Consider the following 19,708-nt stretch of genomic DNA (forward strand, 5'->3'; position numbering starts at 1 on the left):
GCGGCAGGCAGACCGCCCGAAAGGACGAAGAGAATGCGACGAGACGTCGAATTTCCAGGACACTCCGGAACCATCCTGCGCGGTTGGCTGTATCTGCCATCCGGTGTGAGTAAAGCGCCGGGAGTGATCATGGCACACGGATTCTCGGCCGTGAAGGAGATGGCTCTGGACCGCTATGCCGAGGTCTTCTGTGACGCCGGACTGGCAGTACTGGCCTACGATCATCGCAACCTCGGCTCCAGTGACGGCGAGCAGAGGCAGGAAATCAACCCCTGGGCACAGGCCCGTGACTATCGACGTGCCATCGACTGGCTCAGCGGAAGGTCAGAGGTGGACGCGAAGCACATCGCCATCTGGGGCAGCAGTTACAGCGGAGGCGAGGTGCTCGTGGTCGGTACCTGCGACGAACGCGTAAAGGCCGTGGTGGCCAATGTTCCTTTCACAGGCTATGCCGGTGTCGACTACAGCGACACCAGAGAGCGTTGCGAGGCGATTTGCGATGAGGTCTGCGACGAGAGCGGAGCGGGTCTGGCAGATCGCCGGGACGTCTCGGTCGGACCTCTGCCAGTTGTCCGTCTGACGGGCGACGCCCCGGAAGCACCCGTCCTGCTCGACCAGTCCGAGTCGAGCGAATGGTTCGGGGGCCAGGTTTCCAGTGCACCGAACTGGATCAACTCGGTCACGCTGAGCAATGGCATGGGAACCGAGCCGATGTGGGACCCCGGCGCGTGTATAGCCCATCTGAGTCCCAAACCCCTGCTACTCGTGGTCGCAACTGAAGACCGCCTGGCCGAAACCGCGGTCAGCGTAGCGGCCTTTGAACGCGCCGGTGAACCGAAGCAACTGGTGATGATCGAGGGGCATCACTTCATTCCCTACGATGGAAAGGGCTTCGAGCAATCTTCACAAGCTGCGAAGCGCTTCTTGCTGGAGCACTTGACCGGCACTTGATGAGCGAGAGGCCGGTCTGGCGCAGACATGTGCCGCTTGCCCTGCCCGGCCCGAAGCGGCACGGTGTCGACACCATGGAGCGAGTCGTTCATCGCAGTTGCACTCTGTGCGAAGCCTCGTGCGGGATCTCGGTACACGTGGATGGAGACCGGATCAGTACGATCCGGGGTGACGCGAAGGATGCTCTCAGCCGCGGGCACATCTGTGCAAAGGGCTGGGCACTCAAGGATCTGCACGAAGATCCCGAACGCCTGCGTCAGCCGATTCGCCGCAAAGATCAGCGCTGGGAGCGCATCTCCTGGGACGAGGCCTTCGAACTCGCCAGCGAAGGAATTCTGGCGGTGCGTCGCAAACACGGCGAAGATGCGCTCGCTGCCTATCTGGGTGAACCGCTAGTCCACAATCTCGGCTCGATCCTCTTCAGCGATGAGTTCATTGGCGCGCTGGGCACACACAAGCGCTTTAGCGCGAATTCCCTGGACCAGTTCCCCAAGCAACTCGCCTGCCACTGGATGTATGGAAGCGGCCTGTTCATTCCGGTTCCGGACATCGACCGCACTCACCACATGCTGATTCTCGGGGCAAATCCCGTGGTCTCCAACGGAAGCCTGATGACCGCACCCGGGATGCGCGGACGGCTCCAGGCGATCCAGAAACGTGGGGGCCGAGTCGTCGTGATCGACCCCGTGCGCACGGAGACGGCCAGACTTGCCGATGAACATCACTTCATCCGGCCAGACACGGATCCGCTTCTACTCGCTGCGATGATCCATACGATCTTCGCCGAGGATCGGCTGCGCATGGGACGGTTGGGGGAATTCAGTGAAGGCCTGGAAACGCTGAAACGGGCCGTCGCCGGTTTCGCGCCGCGAGTCGTTGCATCGCGCGTTTGCATTCCCGAAGACGTGATCCGCTCACTGGCCCTTTCGTTCGGCGATGCCGAGAGCGCAGTCTGTTACGGCCGTATGGGAACCAGCACTGTCCGCTTCGGAACCGTTACGAGCTGGCTCGTCGAAGTCCTGAACGCAATCACGGGAAATCTCGATCGCTCCGGGGGTGCGATGTTCCCGCAACCACCGGTCGACGTGATCTCGCTTCAACCACCGACCCGGCGCGGACGCTGGCACTCCCGGATACGAGGAACCCCTGAATTCATGGGAGAGCTGCCCTCGGCAAGCCTGGCCGAAGAGATCTCGACCCCGGGGGACGGACAGGTTCGCTCACTCGTCACGGTTGCAGGCAATCCGGTGTTGTCTTCTCCGGGTGGCCAACGGCTTGATGCGGCGTTGCGCGAACTCGATTTCATGGTGTCGATCGATTTCTATTTGAACGAAACTACGCGTCACGCTCACCTGATCCTGCCTCCGGTGGGGCCGCTCGAACGCGATCATTTCGAGGTGGCGTTTTCGCTTTTTTCGGTGCGCAACGTGCCTCGCTGGTCTCCGCGAGTCTTCGATCCACCTGTGGGCGAGCGAAGCGACGGGGCGATCCTCCTGGAACTCGCGCAGCGACTGCGTCGCGGACGCGGAGGAACGAGTCGAGTGCGAGCGCTGGCACTTTCTGCCGCGCTGCGCCTGGGCGCGGACCGGGCTGCGACGATCCTGCTCGACCTCGCTCTGCGTACGGGCCCACACGGCAGCGGTCTGCTTCCATGGCGGTCAGGGCTGAGCCTGAAGTCGCTACGCAAAGCAGAACACGGCATCGATCTGGGTCCCATCGAACCAGCGCTACCGGGACGTCTGCCGGGAGGAAGGAGTTCGATTGACCTGGCGCCGAAGGAAATCGTCCAGGAAGTACTTCAACTCGTAGACTGGGAGCCGGAAACAAACGACGGTCTTCTACTGATCGGGCGAAGGGAGAGCCGTAGCGTCAATAGCTGGTCGCACAATCTCCCGAGCCTGGTCAAAGGGCGGATGCGCTGTGTGCTCTACATCCATCCGGCAGATGCGCAAGAACGTGGCATTGCGAATGGCAGTGACGTGAGTGTCAGTAGCCGGATCGGCCGCATCGAAGTGCCCGCCGAGATCACAGAAGCGGTAATGCCCGGCGTCGTCAGCCTGCCTCACGGCTACGGTCACGGTCGGGAGGGAACCGCCATGAAGATCGCCGCCGATCACCCCGGAGCCAGCATGAACGACCTCACCGATCCAGAGCGGGTCGATGCACTGTCCGGAAATGCCGTCCTCAGCGGAATCCCGGTCTCGGTGGCGCCGCTCGCCCGCACCGGGGCAGAGTAGCCGGGCACAGCCCCGGTAGACCGCACCCCCGAAGAACGGATATCCTTCGAGTGCTCGAAGTAGGAGATCGAATCATGAAGAAGCTCGACACGAACTGGGACGTCATTGTCGTAGGCTCAGGACTGGGCGGATTGACGGCCGCAACCCGACTCGCACGAGCCGGCCTGCGAGTGCTGGTCATCGAACAACACGTCTTCGCTGGTGGTTACGCTCATCATTTCTTGCGCAAGGTTAGAGGTACCGACATCGTCTATGACTTCGATGTCGCGCTTCACCAGACTGGAAGCCTGAAACCGGGCATGGGCATGGATCGCATGTTGCGTGAACTCGGAATCAGACAGCGTATCGAGCTCAATCAATTCGACATCGCCTACCGCTCCCGCGGCCCTGCTCACGATCTACAGATTCCAGCAGATGCCGATGACTACGCAGCACTCTTGTGCGACAGCTTTCCCGAACACGCCGGTGGCATCCGCGACCTGTTCGAGACGATGCGTCGCATCCAGGGCAGCGAGGACGAAACCGGACCCAACGAAGCCGCAATGGCCACAATGGGTCTGACCCTCGAAGAACTGGTTCATCAGCACGTTCGCGATGAGAGGATCACTTCGATCTTCGGAACGCTATGGGGCTATATCGGACTCGTCCCATCCAAAGCCTCGGCGTTCATCTACTCGATGATGTGGAACAGCTATCACTTCGGTGGTTGTTTCTACATGAAGGGCGGTGGACAGGCGCTTTCCAATGCCTTCGTTGCCGAGATCGAGGAGAACAACGGCCGCGTGATCCTGAATACCGAAGTTACGGACATCGTCACGGAAGGAGGCCGCATCGTCGGCGTAGAAACCGCGAAGAAGGGCTCGTTCCGGGCACCTTGCGTCGTGAGCAATGCGGCGGCTCCTCTCACATTCAACAACCTCATCGATCGCCCTGAACTCGTGAAAGCCGATCGAGAGGTCGACGAGTCGTTGCCGGTCGCATGTTCGATTCACCAGTCCTATATCGGCCTGCGCGGCGACGCGTCGAAGATCGGTCTTCCAGACCGCGGTGCCTTCTTCAACCGGACCTACGACCTGGACGCGGAATGGGATGCCGTTCAACGCGGCGACTACGAGTCCCAGGGTTGGCTCACGGGCAACCACAATCTCGCTGATCCCGGCCATGAGCCCAAAGGCCGTTCGATCGTGCACGCGGCCACCATCGCCGTAGGAAAGCACTGGGTCGATCTCGATGATGATACCTACGCAGAAAAGAAACGCGATCTCGAGAATTACCTGGTCGATCGACTGGCCGAACAGATTCCTGATGTTCGCGATCGAATCGAAATCATCGAAACAGGCACGCCGCGCACGATGAAACGCTACTCCAGCAATCCCTCCGGCTCGATCTACGGTTACGCCCTGGCTCCAGACTCGCATAGCGTCTTCCGACCCCAGCCGAGAACCTCCGTTCCCGGCCTCTACCTCGCGGGAGCCTGGACTTTTCCCGCTGCCGGATTTGGCGGAACCATGTCCTCGGGGCACAACACAGCGGGTCTGATTTTTGAAGACATGGAAGGCCGACCGGAAACCGACAAGAGCTGAGATCCGGCGGATAGGAGAGAAACGTGGAGATCATTCGCGCGGCTGAGATCATGGCGACCCACCCGGAACACCAACGCCTTCCGCACCCGCAGAACTACGCTCTCGGCGGCGCTTTCACCGCGGATCATCACTGCGGGCTGATCGAGGCCTCCGTTCCTCTGATCGATTGTGGTTTCATGCACGCCGATGCGGTGTACGACGTGGTAAGCGTGAGTCGCGGCGCCTTTTTCCGCCTCGATCAGCACCAGGATCGACTGGCACGCTCATGCGAAGCCATCCATCTGCAGAACCCGATGAACCGGAAACGGGAAGCCGAGATCCTGCACGAAACCGTCGCCCTCTCTGGCCTCAAGGACGCGTACGTTTGGTGGGCCGTCACACGCGGCCTGCCACCTCTGGGTCGCGGCGAAATGATCGACCCGCAGAATTTCCAGCCGCGTTTCTACGCCTTTGCCTCACCGTTCGTGTGGCTGGCCGACGACGATCAGCGAGCTCGCGGACTCGACCTCGTGCTCTCCCGCGAGCGGGTACGGATCTCACCGAGAGCCGTCGATCCGACGGCCAAGAACTTCCACTGGCTGGACATGCAGATGGCACTGTTCGAAGCCGGTGAGCGCGGCGGCGAATGGGCAATGCTCCCGGATGAAGACGGATATCTCACCGAAGCCACCGGAGCCAACGTCTTTGTGATTCGCGATGGCGTCGCCCTTACCCCCGACTCCGGTTGCCTGGAAGGCATCACACGCCAGAGCGTTTTCGACCTGTGTGCGGAGCTCGGCATCCACGCGAAAGCAACGCGGATCCACAGCAGTGAACTCGAGGATGCGGAGGAGATCTTCCTCACGACGACGGCCGGAAGCATCATGCCGGTGCGAACCATCGATGGCCGAGCGATTGGCGGGCGCGAAGGACCCGGAGAGATCGCGACGACCCTGCACAACCGCTACTGGGAACACCGCTGGGATGGCTGGGACACCACTCCCGTGCGCTACGAACTGGCGAAGTAGAGTTGCAACGCAGCGTTGACTCTTAGGCGGTTTCCCCGTCGACACTGAAGCCGCCCGAGAGATCAATTGCGAATCCGTGCTGGCGCAAGAGATCCTTGGCAACAGTGAGTTGCTGAATCTCGCTGGTTCCGCCACCGACGGTCCAGAGCTTGATGTCGCGGAGAAGCCGCTCCGGAGCGTGTTCGCGCAGATAACCGGCGCCACCCATGATCTGCATGGCATCGAGGGCCACACTGACGGCGGCCTCGGTCGCATACCACTTGGCGGCGCTCACCTGACGTTCGGTCACCGTTCGCGTTTCTTGCGCGCGGATCAATGCGAACATCGAGTTGCGAACGTTTTCCTGGGCGACGTAGATGCGCGCCAGCTTCTGCTGTGTGAGCTGGAAGGCCGCAATCGGCTTTCCGAATTGAACGCGCTGGGTCGTATGGGAAATCGATTCCTCCAGGCACCGCTCGATGACACCCAGACACATCGCAACGATGGCAATGCGCTCGGTCGCCAGCGTCTGCTCCGCGGTAGCACGCGCTGGGCGATCCGGATCCCCTAGCAGATTTCCCCGGGGCACTCGCACATCGTCGAGAAAAATGTCCCCAGTGGGGGAGGCGTGCATGCCGAATTTCTCGAGGGGTGGCCCCGTCTCGAGACCGGGTGTTCCCCGTTCTACGACGACGGGAAAGATGCGGCTCTTGTCAGCCCGCTCTCCACCGGCGAGGCGCGCGTAGATCAGCAGGACGTCGGCCACGGGAGCATTCGAAGAAAAGGCCTTGCTGCCGTTCAATACGACTTCATCCCCTTCGATTCGCGCGGTCGTCTTCAACGCGAAAGCGTCGGAACCGGATTCCGATTCGGTCAGAGCCCAGCAACCGACCTTCTGAAGAGAAAGCACCGGTATCCCACAACGTTGGATCAATTCCGGATTGCCTCGGGTGGCGATCGTCGCACCGCAACCCAGATTCGAAATGACCGATAGACACAGTCCCGGGCTGACCCGGGAGAGTTCCTTGGCCAGGATCGCGGGAACGGTAGGATCGGCGATCGCACCGGATCCGATCAGCCCCGCCATGTCGAGGGCGTCGGACATCTTCCTCATGACCTCGAAGACCGGGAGATCGCCGGATTCGAGTTTCGGAATACAGGGCTCGATCTCGCGCTGGCAGAAATCGCGGATCACGCCTTCCATCGCCTTCTGTGTCTCGTCGAACTCCATCGTCCCCTCCCCGCTCTCGACTGGCTCGAATCCTATCTTACGGGAACGATCTGTCGAGAAACCGGGGACGGTTCAGGGCTCATCCTTCGGGATGAGGTATCGCTTGCCCTCCTGGGCGAGCCAGCCTTCCTTCTTGAGTTCCTTGATGACGCGAGTGATCGTCTCGCGGCTGGTACCTACGAGGTCGGCGAGTTGCTGATGCGTGATCGGCGAGGTCGCGACCCGGTCGGGGTATTCCGAGAGCGTCTCCCGGGCGAGTCTGCGCATAAGGCGTCGGGCACGACCCTCGACCCGCTCGAAGAGCAGGCCGCGGATCTGCTCGTTGGTCTCGCGCAGGCGACGCGTGAGTTCGCGAATCAGTTCGAGCGAAAGTTCGGAGTTCTGTGCGAGCAGCGCGAGAAAATCGCTGCGCGAGAGTGCGAGCAGGAGACAGGGCTGCATCGTCTTCACGGACGCCGAACGCGGTTCGCGATCGAGCAGGGACATCTCACCGACGAACTCCCCTGGACCGAGGATCTCCAGGATCTTCTCGCGCCCGTCGTCGGACATCTTGGCGACCTTTACCTGACCCTCCTGGATCACATACATGTAGTCGCCCAGCGTGCCCTCTTCGAAGATGACCGCATCCTTCGGAATCTTCCGGTCGATCAGCAGACCGGCAATTTCGCGCAGGTGTTTTTCATCCAACGCTTGAAAAAGCGGAATCCCGCGGAGTGCTTCGACCCTGTCTTTCATGGCGTTCATTCTACGCCAGATCCTTCCTTCCCCGAAGGGACAGTTCTTTGACGACCTCTCGGACTCCCTGTGCCTGGTCTTTTCGGCAGATCAACAGGGCATCGGCTGTGTCCACGATCACAAGGTCGTGAACGCCCTGTAAAACAAGGGTTTTCCCGCCTTCATTCCACACGATATTGCCCGATGCTCCGAGACTGAGCGGCGTTTCCCCGGCAACTGAATTGCCGTCGATCTGGGGAAGATGCCCCTCGAGTGCGTCCCAGCTGCCGAGGTCCGACCAGGCAAAACGCGCGCGCACCGCGAAGGTCCGCGCACTCCGTTCCAGCACGGCGTAGTCGAAAGAAATCGCCTCAGCAGCGCGAAAGGCGCCCAGCAACTCGACACGCGTCACGCGCTGACCCTTCGCGATCCTCTCGAGCGCCGGCCCGAGACCCTTCCAGACCTCGGGTGCGTGCTCGCGGGTTTCCGACAGGATGAGTTCCGGTCGCGCGACCAGCATGCCCGCATTCCACAGATACTCACCGCTGTTGAAATAACGCTTCGCAACCCGGGATTTTGGTTTCTCCTGAAAGTTCTTCACGAGCTGCGCACCGCGGCCCCCCTTGCCGATGCGCAGATAGCCATAGGCGGTATCGGGTCGGGTCGGTTGCACACCGATCAGGACCAGCTTCTCTCCCCGCGCGGCTGCCCGCACTGCAGTATCGACGGTCCGGGCAAATTGATCCGGGCGGGGAATGTGGTGGTCGGCCGGGAAGATGCCGATCACACCGTCGCAGCCCTGCCCCAGTGCGCACGCTGCGGCGAATGCAATCGCCGGAGCCGTGTTCCGAGCGATGGGTTCGAATTGGAGAGTGACTCCCTTGTGCGGTCGCAGAGCCTTGCGCATGACACCGGCCAGTTCCCTCGCGGCAATCACCGAGGTCGGAGCCGTAGTCTTCAGGCGCGCCATGCGCAAAAGAGTTTCGTCGAGGAGCGTCTGCTCGCCCAGGAGTTTCACGAACGGTTTGGGCACAGCCTGGCGGCTCGCCGGCCAGAAACGCGTACCCGCGCCGCCGGCCAGGACGATCGGCCAGAGCGTGGTCTGGGAAGCTATCGCCCTACTCCCGTGTAGCGGAACCCGAGCTCTTCCATCTTCGGGCGATCGTAGATATTGCGCATATCGATGATCACGGGTTCTTCTAGCAGACTGTGGATGCGTTGAAGATCGAGCCGTCGGAACTGATTCCATTCCGTCGCCAGCACGAGTGCGTCGCAGCCCTTCGCCGTGTCATACGAATCCTGACAGTAGGTCAGATCGGGCAGGTCCTGTGCCGCATTCGACATCGCCTGGGGATCGTAGGCGCGGATCCGCGCACCACGCTCGAGCAGGCGCTCGATCACTTCGATCGCCGGGGAATCGCGCACGTCGTCGGTATTGGGTTTGAAGCTCAGACCCAGCACACCGATCGTGCGGTTCTTCAAGTCGCCACCGAGGGCCTCTTCGACTTTCGACACCATGCGATCGCGTTGCGCCTCGTTGACCTCGAGGACCGACGACACGATCCGCTGGGGTACGCCGAATTCCTCGCTGAAGCGAACCAGTGAAGCGGTGTCCTTGGGAAAGCACGAGCCGCCGTAGCCGGGACCCGGGTGCAGGAATTTCGGACCAATGCGCCCGTCGAGCCCCATCGCACGAGACACGTGATGCACGTCTGCGCCGACACTCTCACACAGATTGGCAATCTCGTTGATGAAGCTGATCTTCGTGGCCAGGAAGGCGTTCGAGGCGTACTTGATCAGCTCCGAGGTCGCGACGTTCGTGATGACGAACGGAACCTCGATCAGGTTCAGAGGCGCGTAGAGATCCTTGAGGATGGCGATCGCCTCGGTGTCGTCGGCCCCGATCACGACCCGGTCGGGGTGCATGAAGTCGTCGACCGCACTGCCCTCGCGCAAGAACTCGGGATTCGAAGCGACGGAGTAGCGGATGTCGGCCTTTCCGTGTTGCTGAGCCGATTCCGCGATCAGGCGCGACAGGCGCTCGGCGGTCTTCACAGGCACCGTGCTCTTGGTGACCACGACCTTGTAGCCATCGAGATGTTCACCGATCGTGCGCGCGACCGTGTCGACGTAGCTCAGGTCGGTACTGCCATCGGCAGCGGGCGGAGTGGGTACGGCAATGAAAACGACCAGGGAGCGCTGGATGGCGCTTCGTGTATCCGTGGTGAACGTGAGTCGACCGGCCTCTGTGTTGCGGCGCACGATCTCTTCGAGTCCAGGCTCGAAGATGGGAATCTCACCCGCTTCGAGCCGCTCGATCTTCGATACGTCCTTGTCGACGCAGGTCACATTGATTCCGAACTCGGCGAAACATGCGCCCGTCACGAGTCCGACGTATCCAGTTCCGATCACAGCTATGTTCATTGCTGTGGTTCTCCTCTTGCTTCACTGAAAGAGCCCTGTAGCCCTCCCAGAGCGCAGCACCCACGAGAATCCCGATCGCATTCGTTCTCAGGTCTGTAAGCGAGGCAAACCTACCCGGAACGAGACGCTGATGCCATTCCTCGGTCGCTGAGAAGGCGAAGCAGGCTGCGCACACGAAAACAACGCGCCACAGACCACCGCCGACGGTGGCCCACAAGCAGACAATCGTCAGACCGGCAAAGAGCGGCAGATGCGCGAGATCCCAGACGAACTTCGGAAAACCGAAGACAGAGAGATCGCGCCCCGGCAGCAACGAGAGAAATATCGTTCCGATCGCATATGCCGCCAAGACCGTCAGTCGCCAGGCCATCGCCGGAACTACCTCCGGACATCCCGGTAGTACGCCACCGTATCGCGTAGACCCGTTCGCAGGTCGACCCCGGGTTGCCAGTCCAGGAGTTCGCGAGCCCGGTGGATATCGGCACGACTCGCAGACACATCGCCGGGTCGGGCCGGAGCGAAATCCGGCGCAGGAGGGTCCACGCCCAAAGCCAACGCGATCTCGCGCAGGAGTTCGAGGATGGTCACGCTCTCGCCTCGCCCCACGTTGATCACCTTGCCCGCAGCCACAGATGGCGCGACAGCCGCCGCGCGGTTCGCGGCAACGACGTCCTGAACGTAGACGAAGTCACGAGTCTGCAGCCCGTCACCGTCCACACGCGGAGTGCGACCGCCGACCAGTGCGGTCACGAAAATCGGGATCACACCCGCATACATCGATTTCGGATCCTGGCGCGGACCAAAGACGTTGAAGTAGCGCAGTGCGACCGCCTCCAGGCCAAGTAGATCGCTGTAGAGTTCGCAATAGCGCTCGCCCATATGTTTGTGCAGGGCGTACGGAGACAGCGGACGAGCGGGCATTGCTTCGGTCTTGGGAAGCTCCTCAGAATCTCCATAGACCGCACAGGATGCTGCAAAGACCACGCGTCGCACTCCGGCACGGCGGGCGGCTTCCAGGACGTTTAGCGTTCCGGTCGCGTTCACCGCGTGGGTGCCGATCGGATCATCCAGCGACTGTGGTACAGAGGCCACCGCCGCCTGGTGAAAGACGACTTCGCAATCGGCTACCGCGTGCGCGACCTGGTCGGGATCGACGACACTGCCCTTGGAATAATCCACAGCGTCGAGAACGCCGTCCAGATTCGCGAGATGTCCAGAACTCAGATCGTCGAGCACCCGCACATCGTCGCCCGCCTCCAGGCAGGAGCGCACGAGATGCGAACCGATGAAGCCGGCGCCACCGGTCACCAGTACTCTCAAGTCATCTCCGAGCGAAACCAGTCCACGAACGCGGCGATTCCAGCCTCGAGCTGGGTCTTCGGCTGATAGCCGAGTTCCTCGCGGGCGCGCTCGATCGAAGCCCAGGTACGAGGTACATCGCCCGGCGCGCACGGTTGCTGGTCGCGCCGTACCGACATACCCAGGGCTTTCTCGAGTGCGCGAATCGTCTCGTTCAAGGTTACGGGTTCACCCCGACCCAGGTTGTACACACGAAAGGCGTTCGCGCGATCCAGCGCGCTCAGAATTCCGTCGACCAGATCGTGGACGAAGGTAAAGTCGCGTTCCGCGGACCCGTCGCCGAAAACGGGAATCGGCTTGTCTTCAAGCGCGAGTCGAGACCAGCGGTGGATCGCCAGGTCGGGACGTTGCCTGGGACCGTACGCAGTAAAAAAGCGCAGGCAGCTGATCGGCATGCCCGTACTGGAATACGCGGCGTGGCAGAGGAGTTCACCGGCGCGCTTGGTCGCGCCATAAGGAGAAAGGGGTCGATCCGCGACCAGGTCTTCCACAAAGGGTCCGCGTGGTCGCTCGCCGTACACGCTGGAAGACGAGGCAAACACCAAGCGCTCGACCCCGGCGCGACGCGAGGCCTCCAGAACTACAGAGGTACCGGTCAGGTTCACATCGCTGTAAGTCACCGGATCTTCCAGGCTCGGGCGTACGCCGGCGCGTGCGGCCAGGTGGATCACACCCTGTGGTCGGAAGGCATCGAAAGCGCGCGCAACGCCCTCGGTGTCGCGGATGTCGGTCTCGAACAGCTCGTAGAAACCGGGTTGCGCCTGTGCAGCGGCCAGATTGCGCTGCTTGCGAATCCGGGGGTAGAAGTCGTGAAACGAGTCGAGCACTGCGACTTCCTCGCCGCGTGCCAGAAGCGCTTCGACGACCCAGGAGCCGATCGCCCCTGCACCGCCCGTGACGAGCACTCTCATGACGCCTCCCCGACGTTCGATGCCGGTTGCCTGGTTTGTCTTATCGGTGGTTTGTCCCGCCAATTACCGAGAAAATTCGGGGCGGGTCAGAAGCTCGTCTGCCGGTCGGGTTCAGCACGCAGATCTGCGCCCCGGCGAGCGGGTCGGCGAGATTGCGGGGAGCAAGCCCCGGCCCCGGAAGCCATCTGAAAAAGGGATGTGAGTTTTCGGCAGATTCCCGAGGTCCCCGGGAGCGCTGTGCCTAGAATTCCTGATCGAAGAAGTACCGGAATCCGAACGACATGATGACCTTGTCGTAGCTTTCACTCGATTGGTAGTCCTGTGAATCGAAGTCCGACCACTTTAGTAATAGGAAGGTCGTGAGGCGGCGCTTGAGCCGCCAGTCGATACGAGCGGACAACGACAGATTCTCTCGATCCGTATCGTTGTCGATCAGATGCAGACACCTGGCGGACGTGCCGCTCCAGGCAGCGCCGACGTTATCAGCGTATTCACTGCAGTCAATCAGCGGAAATGCATTGGCTATTCCGGGCACCTCAGTGATAGTGACTTCACCGCTTGAATCATTCAATAGGACCAGGATGGGTTCATGGATCGCGATCTTGATGCCGTTCGCGAAGGTCAGTTTCTCACTGAGCGTTACGGGGAACTCGGGGGACGGCACGTCTTGCAGAAGCACACCGCCCGAATCGATGAAAGTCTCGTCGATATTCTCCAGCAGGTCGCCGGTCAGCTGAGTTCCTTCCTTCAATATGCTTTTCGCTGGTAGAGTTTGGCCGGCTTCCAGGAATTTCCCATCTTCCAAAACCAAGTGCCGTGGCGCGAAGGCACCTTCATCAACATCCTGAACATCACCCGTCGAGGTGTAGCGGCGGGCTTCGCCGACCAGCGAGAAGGTGACACGCTCGGACAACTTGCGAATCAACCGCATCGTCAGCGTGTCGACGTCCACACTGGAACTCCCTCCCGAAGTCGCCTTCGAGTCTCGGCTGTAGGAAAGACTGGCAAATCCTCGTGCAAAGCGACGCTGCACAGTCGCACTTCCGACCAGCCCCGTGGTCTTTACCGTAGCACCGGAGAATTCCTTCTCGAGGGTACGGAAGCCCAACGAAACTCGGGTATCCCAGCGCGAGCTGATTATGTGTTTCCAGCCGATCTGGTTGTTCCACAAGGTCGTGTCGGTCTCTCCCGCGCCGATGTCCTGCAGATTCGTCTCGCTGTAGGTCGAGGTCACGCTGACCTCATCTAGCAATGAGAGATTGCGAATTACGCTGACCTGTCCCCAGTTTCTGGTTGAGTCGCGACGACCTCGAGCATTGAGGTTTGAGATGTCTAGCCGCTCATCGTAGTCGACAGAGCCATACCCCAGGTCGATGTTGAGCCGGGAACGGGAATCGATCAAATAACGCAAACCACCACCGAATGCAGTGTCCTGCTGGTCCGGACGGCCACCGAAAATCGCATTGTCGTCTTCGAACCGATCCCGTTTGGAGTAGTCGTCGAAACGAATGTTTGAAACCAGGGTGAGCCGCTTAGTGATCTGCCGCTCGATTTCGAACTTGCTGAATACATCGAAAGAGTTGAGATCCGAATAGGCTTCGTAAATCCGCCCGGTACCGCCCAGAGTAAAGCCAGTCGTTCCCGAATCACTCTCCCGTTCGATGAAGAGCTTCGGGCGCAGGCGCGTGAAGAAACTGTCCTGCTGATTGACTTCGTCGTTGAGCACATTGTCGTCGTAGCCGACCGACACCGACATCGACGGACTCACCATCCTCTTTCCCGCGTGGGCAGAGGTCGGCATCGCCAGGGTGAGCACCAGGCCGATCAGTGAAACGAAAGCAAGCGTTGAGCTAGCGCTACCAGAATGGGGCTTCATCGGGAACAATGATCCGATCTCCGGGTAGGAGCAGTACGTTCTGCTCGAGATTTTCTCCGCTCACGAAAGCGTCGTAGTCGAAGATGAACTCGACGGTCTGCCCGCTGTCCTTGGTGCGGATGAGCTTGATGCGATCCTTGCGCGAGAAGGTCAGGAAACCCCCGGCCATCGCGATCGCGTCGACCAGGCGCATCTCCGGCTGGAGGAGGAACGAATTCTCTTTGACGACCTCGCCGAGTATGTAGATCACCTTCGACCGGCTCTGAAGGACCGTTATGGTGACCTGAGGATCGCTGATGAACTCCTCGAGACCCTCGGTCATGACGACCTTGAGTTCAGCCGGAGTGAGGCCCGCGGCCTGCACATCGTCGAGCAACGGACTCGAGATCTTGCCATCGAGGCGTACCTCGAGACTTGGCGTGCTCAATTGCGACTGGCCCCAGACACTGATAGCGAGCGTATCACGCGGACCGATGACGTATTCCTGGCGCGCTTCCTGGGCAAAGGCATCCATCTCGGCAGCGCTGGGCTGGTCGCGGAGGGTCTGAACACAAGCACTGATCGTCAGCCCGAGCAGGGCCAGGATCAGTGCTGAAATGGGGGGGCGTCTCAACGGCATCGTTCCCTCTATCATACGACGGATAGATGCCGGAGTTCGGATCAGGCTGAATCCACCAGCCCGGCATCTTTCATCTTGTAGAGCAGCGCCTTGTAGCTGATCTGGAGAATTCGTGCAGCTTCTTTGCGATTCCAGCGGGTTCGTTCGAGAACTCGCTCGATCAGGTGTTTCTCCGCAACCAAGGTCGCTTCTCTGGCAATGCGTTTGAGGCTGACCGACTCGGCCTCGCCCGACAAATACCTCTGAAGCTCTGTGGGCCTGGAGGCGGTGGAGGTGACGGACTGGCGTGATTTCCGGGCTGCGAGCTCGTGTAACGCCGGCTGCTCCGTTCCCAGCACGACGATCCGCTTGATCAGATTTTCGAGTTCACGCACATTGCCCGGCCAGTCGTGGATCAACATGGCGGTCTGCAATTCCTCGGAAAGACGTGTGCATTCCTTGCCGTATTCACACGAGTACGTTTCCAGAAAGTACTCCCCCAGGGGTCCGATCTCATCGCTGCGCTCCCGCAACGGCGGGATCGAAATCGTCACCACGTTCAGCCGGTAGAACAGATCTTCGCGGAACGCGCCCGCGCGCACCGAAGCTTCCAGGTCGCGATTGGTCGCAGCCACGACGCGGGTGTCGACCTCGATGTCGCGTTCGCCGCCGAGCCGGCTGAACTGACCGTCCTGGAGCACTTGCAGGAGCTTGGCCTGCAGGCTCGGGTGCATCTCGCTGATCTCGTCGAGAAAGATCGTTCCGCCGTTGGCCACTTCGAACTTGCCCAGCTTGCGCCGCTGGGCGCCGGTGAACGCGCCCTTCTCATAGCCGAAGAGCTCGCTCTCGAGCAGTTCCGCGGGTAGCGCAGCGCAGTTGACCTTGATCAGGGGGCAGCTCGAACGGCTCGACTGCTGGTAGAGTCGACGCGCGACCAGTTCCTTGCCGGTTCCGCTCTCGCCGCGAATCAGCACCGTGATGTCGGTATCGGCCACGTGCCGGATCACGTCTTCGACCAGAAGCATCTTGGGATTACTGCCCAGACTGAGGTATTTGCCGGGAAAGCCGCGGCGATTGCGCAGGAACTCGACTTCGCGATCGAGCCGAGTGCGCGCCAGCGCCTTGTCGAACGCGGTCTCGAGTTCCTCGAACTCGAATGGCTTGCGCAAGAAATCACAGGCCCCGTTGCGGATCGCCTCCACGATCGTCTGGGTCGACCCCGCGCCCGCCAGCATGATCACGGCGGTGTGGGCATTCATGCGCCTCAGGGCCTTCAGCGTGGTCATGCCGTCAATCCCGGGCAACTGCACGTCGAGCGTCACGAGGTCGGGCTGGAAGGCCTCGAATAGATCCAGGGCCCGCTCGCCCGTTTCTGCGATCGCCACCTCGAAACCGAGCCGGACCGCGAAGGCCGCGAGCCAGCCCCGCGCAGCCTCGTCGTCGTCCACCACCAGCAGTTTCTGCGTCTGATTCATCTTCACCCGGCCCCGGGCACGAACGCCCACCCCGCTTGGCGGGTGCGACAAGCGTGCCAAGTCCAACTCCAGCGAATTGCGTAGCCAATCCGCACACAGAGCCGGAAAATCACCGGCAGAAACCCGAAGATGCAGATCACTGTGTATCGCTCTACAGAGAAACGGTGGACGGCTTCCCATTGCTAAACGGCAGCTCGGGAAGTTCGATTTTCGAACTATTCGAGCTTTGACCGGCTCAGGAGTCGGCGGAACGCACCTGAATTGCGTCCGGGAGTGGGTAGGGCTCGAGGGTATCCCACACGAAGGTATTGCCCTCGCCGATCCGCTCCAGACCCGAGGCGCCCAGAAATTCCAGACAAGGCTTGTTCTTGGCAGTCGGCAGGTACTCGGCCTCGACGCGTTTCGCGCCCAGGCTGCGGGCGTGCTCTACGAGCGTGTGCATCATGACCCGCTCGATCTTGCGGCCGAAGACGCGGCAGCTCAGCACGAAATCGACGACCTTCGCGTCGTCACCGGAACACCTCAGGCTGGCAATGCCGGTGAGCCCGGAATCGGCGAAGCGATCCTCCACTCGGAAGGTCCAGAGTTCGTGCGCCGGATCGTCCTGCCAGGCACCGAGTTCGGCTTCCGTAATGCGCCGCGTACTCAGGTTCATCTGGTTGGTCTTGTTCAGCAATTGGACGGTACGCTTCAGGTTCGCGGCGCCGAGCTTTTCGACCTGTACCCGTAGCTGAAGCGTGGAGAGCCACTCCTCGACCGACCCGATCGATTCCAATAGCTTTCCGCGCTCGCTCTCACTGGCGTACATCTCGGTGCGATGCCGGTCTTCATCGGAGATCGACAGGCTGTCGAAACAGCGCAGTCCGAGCAGGGCTTCGGAGTAGAGCATCGGGTCCTTCGGCCACTCGGGGACGAGCACCTCCGGAAGGGCCTCACGCACCCGCGCGCGCTCGGCTGGATTGTCATCGATGAACACGACCGACTGCAGACCCAGGTTCAGCTCGCTCACGATCTCAGCGATGTTATGCGCTTTGTCACTCCAGTTGATGCGTCGGGCGACGAAGTCGGATTCCCGCAAGCACATCTCCTCGTGTTTGCGCAGCGCCTCGAGTGCAATCGCTTCGTCGTTCTTGCTGGCAATCGCCAGCAGGACTCCGCGACTGGAGAGCGCGCGCAATTCCCGCTGGAAGTCACAAAACGCCTCACCGACCGGATCGTGCCCGCCTAGTGTGAGCGACTGCCAGCCCTCGTCACCGACGACGCCGCCCCAGAGCGTGTCATCCAGATCCAGAACGATCAGCTTGCGGGTATCGCCCGCGAGTGTGCGCAGAGCGGCCTTGATGTCGGCGGTTGCTTCCTTGAAGACATCGCGACTGAAGGGAATCTTGGCCATGTACCAGTACTTGGATCCGTAGGCGGCCGAACCCGCGGCCTCCATCCAGCGACGCGAATCGATCACCCACACTCCTCGTACATCGCGCAGACGCTCGATCAGGCGGTGATTCATGCGCATGAGCAAATCGCCCAGGCCTCCTTTCAGGTCGCAAAGCCCGGTTCCTCTGCGAAAACCGGGAATCGTCCAGGTCGCGACCAGTACCGCTTTCACGCGATCTGTAGCGCCCTCGATCGCACGGCAAAAAGAGTCGACCTCTTCGAGCGGTCGCTCTAGATCGTGCGACTCACCTCTCTGAAAAGCGGCAAAGCTCTCGATCACGCCCTCGGGTCGGGTCCAGACCAGCGCCAGATCGTGTGCGTCCCGCCACGCTTCGGCACCGGCGTCGAGCAGGCTCGGCATCACCTGACCAAACGGCGTCAGCTTCGCGACCACGGATGGCGCTTCGTCATCATTGCCGAGATAGCCGCTCAGATTTCCCAGATTGAAATCGGAGATCAGCAGACACGATGTCTTCTGATCCCCCATCAACTCTGGACCCCGGCGGCCACCGTCCCGAAAGTCCCGTCGGGGCGCGTCTCGGAAACCTGATCGATGATCTCGAACCGGATCTGGGCGATCTGCTGCCGATTCATGCCGTCCTCTGCCGCAAGTAGACTTCGACTCCGCGTCTGATCGCGCCTGCCAGTGCCGCCAGAATCGTCGTAAGTAGCTATTTTGAAAGCGAATTCTACCAACGGACCAGACTCCAGGCAAGCCTCGTTCGCACCCGCTTTCCTCTCCATCGGTCCGCTCGGAAGAATTGCGCATAGGCGTTTGAGCCTGCGGGGCATCCCTCGAATGTCCGAGCGCGGCCCAGTTGCGCGATCTCCGACACTGGCAACCCGTGCGACGATCTGCGGAAGTCGTGCGCCTGCCCATCGAGCCAGAAAAGAGCTCGATCCGCAGCTGCGCTCCGGGCCCTCGCGGGCGCCTTCCGCGCCTGTTACACATCCGTCTGCGCCTGACCCAAGTACAGTCCGAACCCTCTCCGGGAACGAGAACCCATTGAGCAATGACGGCAATTCGAATCCCCTGAAGCAGATCGACCGGATCGCGCGGCGCTGGGTGAGCCAACTGCTCGCCGAGATGCGACGCACACGACGTGAGATCGTAGTCGCGGAATCCACGAGTCCCAGCGAGCCACCCATCTTCTTGACGGGCGTGCACCGTTCCGGCACGACGCTATTGCGCCTGATCGTCGACAGCCATTCGCGCTTCGCCTGCCCACCGGAGTCATTCTTCCTCACACCGCTGGCTTCCGTACTCGATGACGCAAAGGCTATGGAAGGTTTTGAAGCGATGGGTTTCTCGCGCGAACACGTGATCGCGCGGATTCGAGAATCCGCCTCCTACTTCTTCGACAACTACTGTGCAGCGCGACATAAACCGCGCTGGGCCGACAAGACTCCGAGTTACGTGTCGCACCTTGCGCGGCTGGAAGAACTGTATGGGCCGGCCTGCCTCTACCCGATGATCTATCGCCACGGACTCGATGCCTCGTGCTCGATCGCCGAGATGCCCAATCGCGACATCACTCCCTTCGTTGAAGCCTGCAAAGGCGACGCCCACGCTGGTGCCGCGCGTTACTGGTCCACACAGTGCGAGAAGATGCTCGGATTCCAGGCCGCGCATCCCGATCGCTGCCACGAAATCCGCTACGAACAGCTCGCGAGCGATCCCGAGCCGACGGTCCGAGGCTTGTTCGAATTCCTGGGTGAAGCATGGGAGCCCGAAGTTCTTCGCTTCCACGAACAGGAACACGACGAGTGGATCGGCCTGCAAGACGAGAAGGCCGCGCGCTCGCGCGGATTTTCGCCGAGCATCGGCAACTGGCGCGAGCAACCGCGAGACGTGATCGAGCGGATGCTCGCCGAAGCTGGCGAGACCATGACCCGACTCGGATACGACCTCCCCAGCTCGGACTGACG

The 19,708-nt window shown here is 61.1% G+C and carries 16 protein-coding genes; 5 read left to right on the forward strand and 11 right to left on the reverse strand.

Translation table 11 applies throughout. The features are described 5' to 3' along the window. The first annotated feature begins 33 nt into the window (after positions 1-33). The 4 genes from GY725_10340 to GY725_10355 all read left to right on the forward strand — a co-directional run bounded on the left by GY725_10340 (position 34) and on the right by GY725_10355 (position 5,778). Positions 34-951: an alpha/beta hydrolase gene (locus GY725_10340; GenBank protein ID MCP4004583.1), complete on the forward strand. Its 918-nt coding sequence runs from the start codon at positions 34-36 to the stop codon at positions 949-951. A gap of 74 nt (positions 952-1,025) precedes the next feature. Further along, positions 1,026-3,188 (forward strand): molybdopterin-dependent oxidoreductase, encoded by a 2,163-nt coding sequence (locus GY725_10345; protein ID MCP4004584.1) that lies wholly within the window; start codon positions 1,026-1,028, stop codon positions 3,186-3,188. 74 nt (positions 3,189-3,262) lie between these two features. Beyond that, positions 3,263-4,771: an NAD(P)/FAD-dependent oxidoreductase gene (locus GY725_10350; protein MCP4004585.1), complete on the forward strand. Its 1,509-nt coding sequence runs from the start codon at positions 3,263-3,265 to the stop codon at positions 4,769-4,771. A 23-nt stretch (positions 4,772-4,794) separates the two neighbouring features. Next, on the forward strand, positions 4,795-5,778 hold the full coding sequence (locus tag GY725_10355) for a branched-chain amino acid--2-keto-4-methylthiobutyrate aminotransferase (protein ID MCP4004586.1): 984 nt from the start codon (positions 4,795-4,797) through the stop codon (positions 5,776-5,778). Between the two features lie 22 nt (positions 5,779-5,800). Here GY725_10355 and GY725_10360 read toward each other — a convergent pair whose 3' ends face one another. The 11 genes from GY725_10360 to GY725_10410 all read right to left on the reverse strand — a co-directional run bounded on the left by GY725_10360 (position 5,801) and on the right by GY725_10410 (position 18,266). Beyond that, positions 5,801-6,988 (reverse strand): acyl-CoA dehydrogenase, encoded by a 1,188-nt coding sequence (locus GY725_10360; protein MCP4004587.1) that lies wholly within the window; start codon positions 6,986-6,988, stop codon positions 5,801-5,803. Positions 6,989-7,060: 72 nt separating this feature from the next. Continuing rightward, positions 7,061-7,723 carry a Crp/Fnr family transcriptional regulator gene (locus tag GY725_10365; GenBank protein ID MCP4004588.1) on the reverse strand — a complete coding sequence of 221 codons (663 nt, stop codon included), beginning with the start codon at positions 7,721-7,723 and terminating at the stop codon, positions 7,061-7,063. 10 nt (positions 7,724-7,733) lie between these two features. Next, complete coding sequence (locus tag GY725_10370) at positions 7,734-8,951, reverse strand: NTP transferase domain-containing protein (protein ID MCP4004589.1); 1,218 nt, start codon at positions 8,949-8,951, stop codon at positions 7,734-7,736. After that, entirely contained in the window at positions 8,813-10,126 is a 1,314-nt protein-coding gene (locus tag GY725_10375) for a UDP-glucose/GDP-mannose dehydrogenase family protein (GenBank protein ID MCP4004590.1), read from the reverse strand. The genes GY725_10370 and GY725_10375 overlap by 139 nt, the downstream gene beginning before the upstream one ends. Next, the gene (locus GY725_10380; protein MCP4004591.1) at positions 9,999-10,496 is read right to left on the reverse strand and encodes a VanZ family protein; all 498 of its coding nucleotides are present in this window, start codon (positions 10,494-10,496) and stop codon (positions 9,999-10,001) included. The genes GY725_10375 and GY725_10380 overlap by 128 nt, the downstream gene beginning before the upstream one ends. Positions 10,497-10,504: 8 nt before the next feature. Continuing rightward, positions 10,505-11,446 carry an NAD-dependent epimerase/dehydratase family protein gene (locus GY725_10385; GenBank protein ID MCP4004592.1) on the reverse strand — a complete coding sequence of 314 codons (942 nt, stop codon included), beginning with the start codon at positions 11,444-11,446 and terminating at the stop codon, positions 10,505-10,507. Then, positions 11,443-12,396 (reverse strand): NAD-dependent epimerase/dehydratase family protein, encoded by a 954-nt coding sequence (locus tag GY725_10390; GenBank protein ID MCP4004593.1) that lies wholly within the window; start codon positions 12,394-12,396, stop codon positions 11,443-11,445. The genes GY725_10385 and GY725_10390 overlap by 4 nt, the downstream gene beginning before the upstream one ends. 241 nt (positions 12,397-12,637) lie before the next feature. After that, positions 12,638-14,281, reverse strand: coding sequence for a hypothetical protein (locus tag GY725_10395; protein MCP4004594.1), 1,644 nt, complete (start codon positions 14,279-14,281; stop codon positions 12,638-12,640). Then, the gene (locus GY725_10400; GenBank protein MCP4004595.1) at positions 14,253-14,885 is read right to left on the reverse strand and encodes a polysaccharide export protein; all 633 of its coding nucleotides are present in this window, start codon (positions 14,883-14,885) and stop codon (positions 14,253-14,255) included. Before GY725_10400 ends, GY725_10395 begins: the two co-directional genes overlap by 29 nt. Positions 14,886-14,932: 47 nt before the next feature. Beyond that, positions 14,933-16,345, reverse strand: coding sequence for a sigma-54-dependent Fis family transcriptional regulator (locus tag GY725_10405; GenBank protein MCP4004596.1), 1,413 nt, complete (start codon positions 16,343-16,345; stop codon positions 14,933-14,935). A 235-nt stretch (positions 16,346-16,580) separates the two neighbouring features. After that, the gene (locus GY725_10410; GenBank protein ID MCP4004597.1) at positions 16,581-18,266 is read right to left on the reverse strand and encodes an HAD-IIIC family phosphatase; all 1,686 of its coding nucleotides are present in this window, start codon (positions 18,264-18,266) and stop codon (positions 16,581-16,583) included. A gap of 519 nt (positions 18,267-18,785) precedes the next feature. Between GY725_10410 and GY725_10415 the strand changes: the two genes are divergently transcribed. Then, positions 18,786-19,706, forward strand: a complete 921-nt coding sequence (locus GY725_10415; protein ID MCP4004598.1) for a sulfotransferase — start codon at positions 18,786-18,788, stop codon at positions 19,704-19,706. Positions 19,707-19,708 lie beyond the last annotated feature (2 nt).

It is taken from the genome of bacterium (assembly GCA_024226335.1).
Lineage (GTDB): Bacteria > Myxococcota_A > UBA9160 > SZUA-336 > SZUA-336 > JAAELY01.

What these genes read in the sequence shown, in the direction of transcription:
- GY725_10340 (MCP4004583.1), top strand. Translation starts at nt 34, where the DNA reads ATGCGACGAGACGTCGAATTTCCAGGACACTCCGGAACCATCCTGCGC.
- GY725_10345 (MCP4004584.1), top strand. Translation starts at nt 1,026, where the DNA reads ATGGAGCGAGTCGTTCATCGCAGTTGCACTCTGTGCGAAGCCTCGTGC.
- GY725_10350 (MCP4004585.1), top strand. Translation starts at nt 3,263, where the DNA reads ATGAAGAAGCTCGACACGAACTGGGACGTCATTGTCGTAGGCTCAGGA.
- GY725_10360 (MCP4004587.1), bottom strand. Translation starts at nt 6,988, where the DNA reads ATGGAGTTCGACGAGACACAGAAGGCGATGGAAGGCGTGATCCGCGAT.
- GY725_10365 (MCP4004588.1), bottom strand. Translation starts at nt 7,723, where the DNA reads ATGAAAGACAGGGTCGAAGCACTCCGCGGGATTCCGCTTTTTCAAGCG.
- GY725_10370 (MCP4004589.1), bottom strand. Translation starts at nt 8,951, where the DNA reads ATGGAATCAGTTCCGACGGCTCGATCTTCAACGCATCCACAGTCTGCT.
- GY725_10375 (MCP4004590.1), bottom strand. Translation starts at nt 10,126, where the DNA reads ATGAACATAGCTGTGATCGGAACTGGATACGTCGGACTCGTGACGGGC.
- GY725_10380 (MCP4004591.1), bottom strand. Translation starts at nt 10,496, where the DNA reads ATGGCCTGGCGACTGACGGTCTTGGCGGCATATGCGATCGGAACGATA.
- GY725_10390 (MCP4004593.1), bottom strand. Translation starts at nt 12,396, where the DNA reads ATGAGAGTGCTCGTCACGGGCGGTGCAGGGGCGATCGGCTCCTGGGTC.
- GY725_10405 (MCP4004596.1), bottom strand. Translation starts at nt 16,345, where the DNA reads ATGAATCAGACGCAGAAACTGCTGGTGGTGGACGACGACGAGGCTGCG.
- GY725_10410 (MCP4004597.1), bottom strand. Translation starts at nt 18,266, where the DNA reads ATGGGGGATCAGAAGACATCGTGTCTGCTGATCTCCGATTTCAATCTG.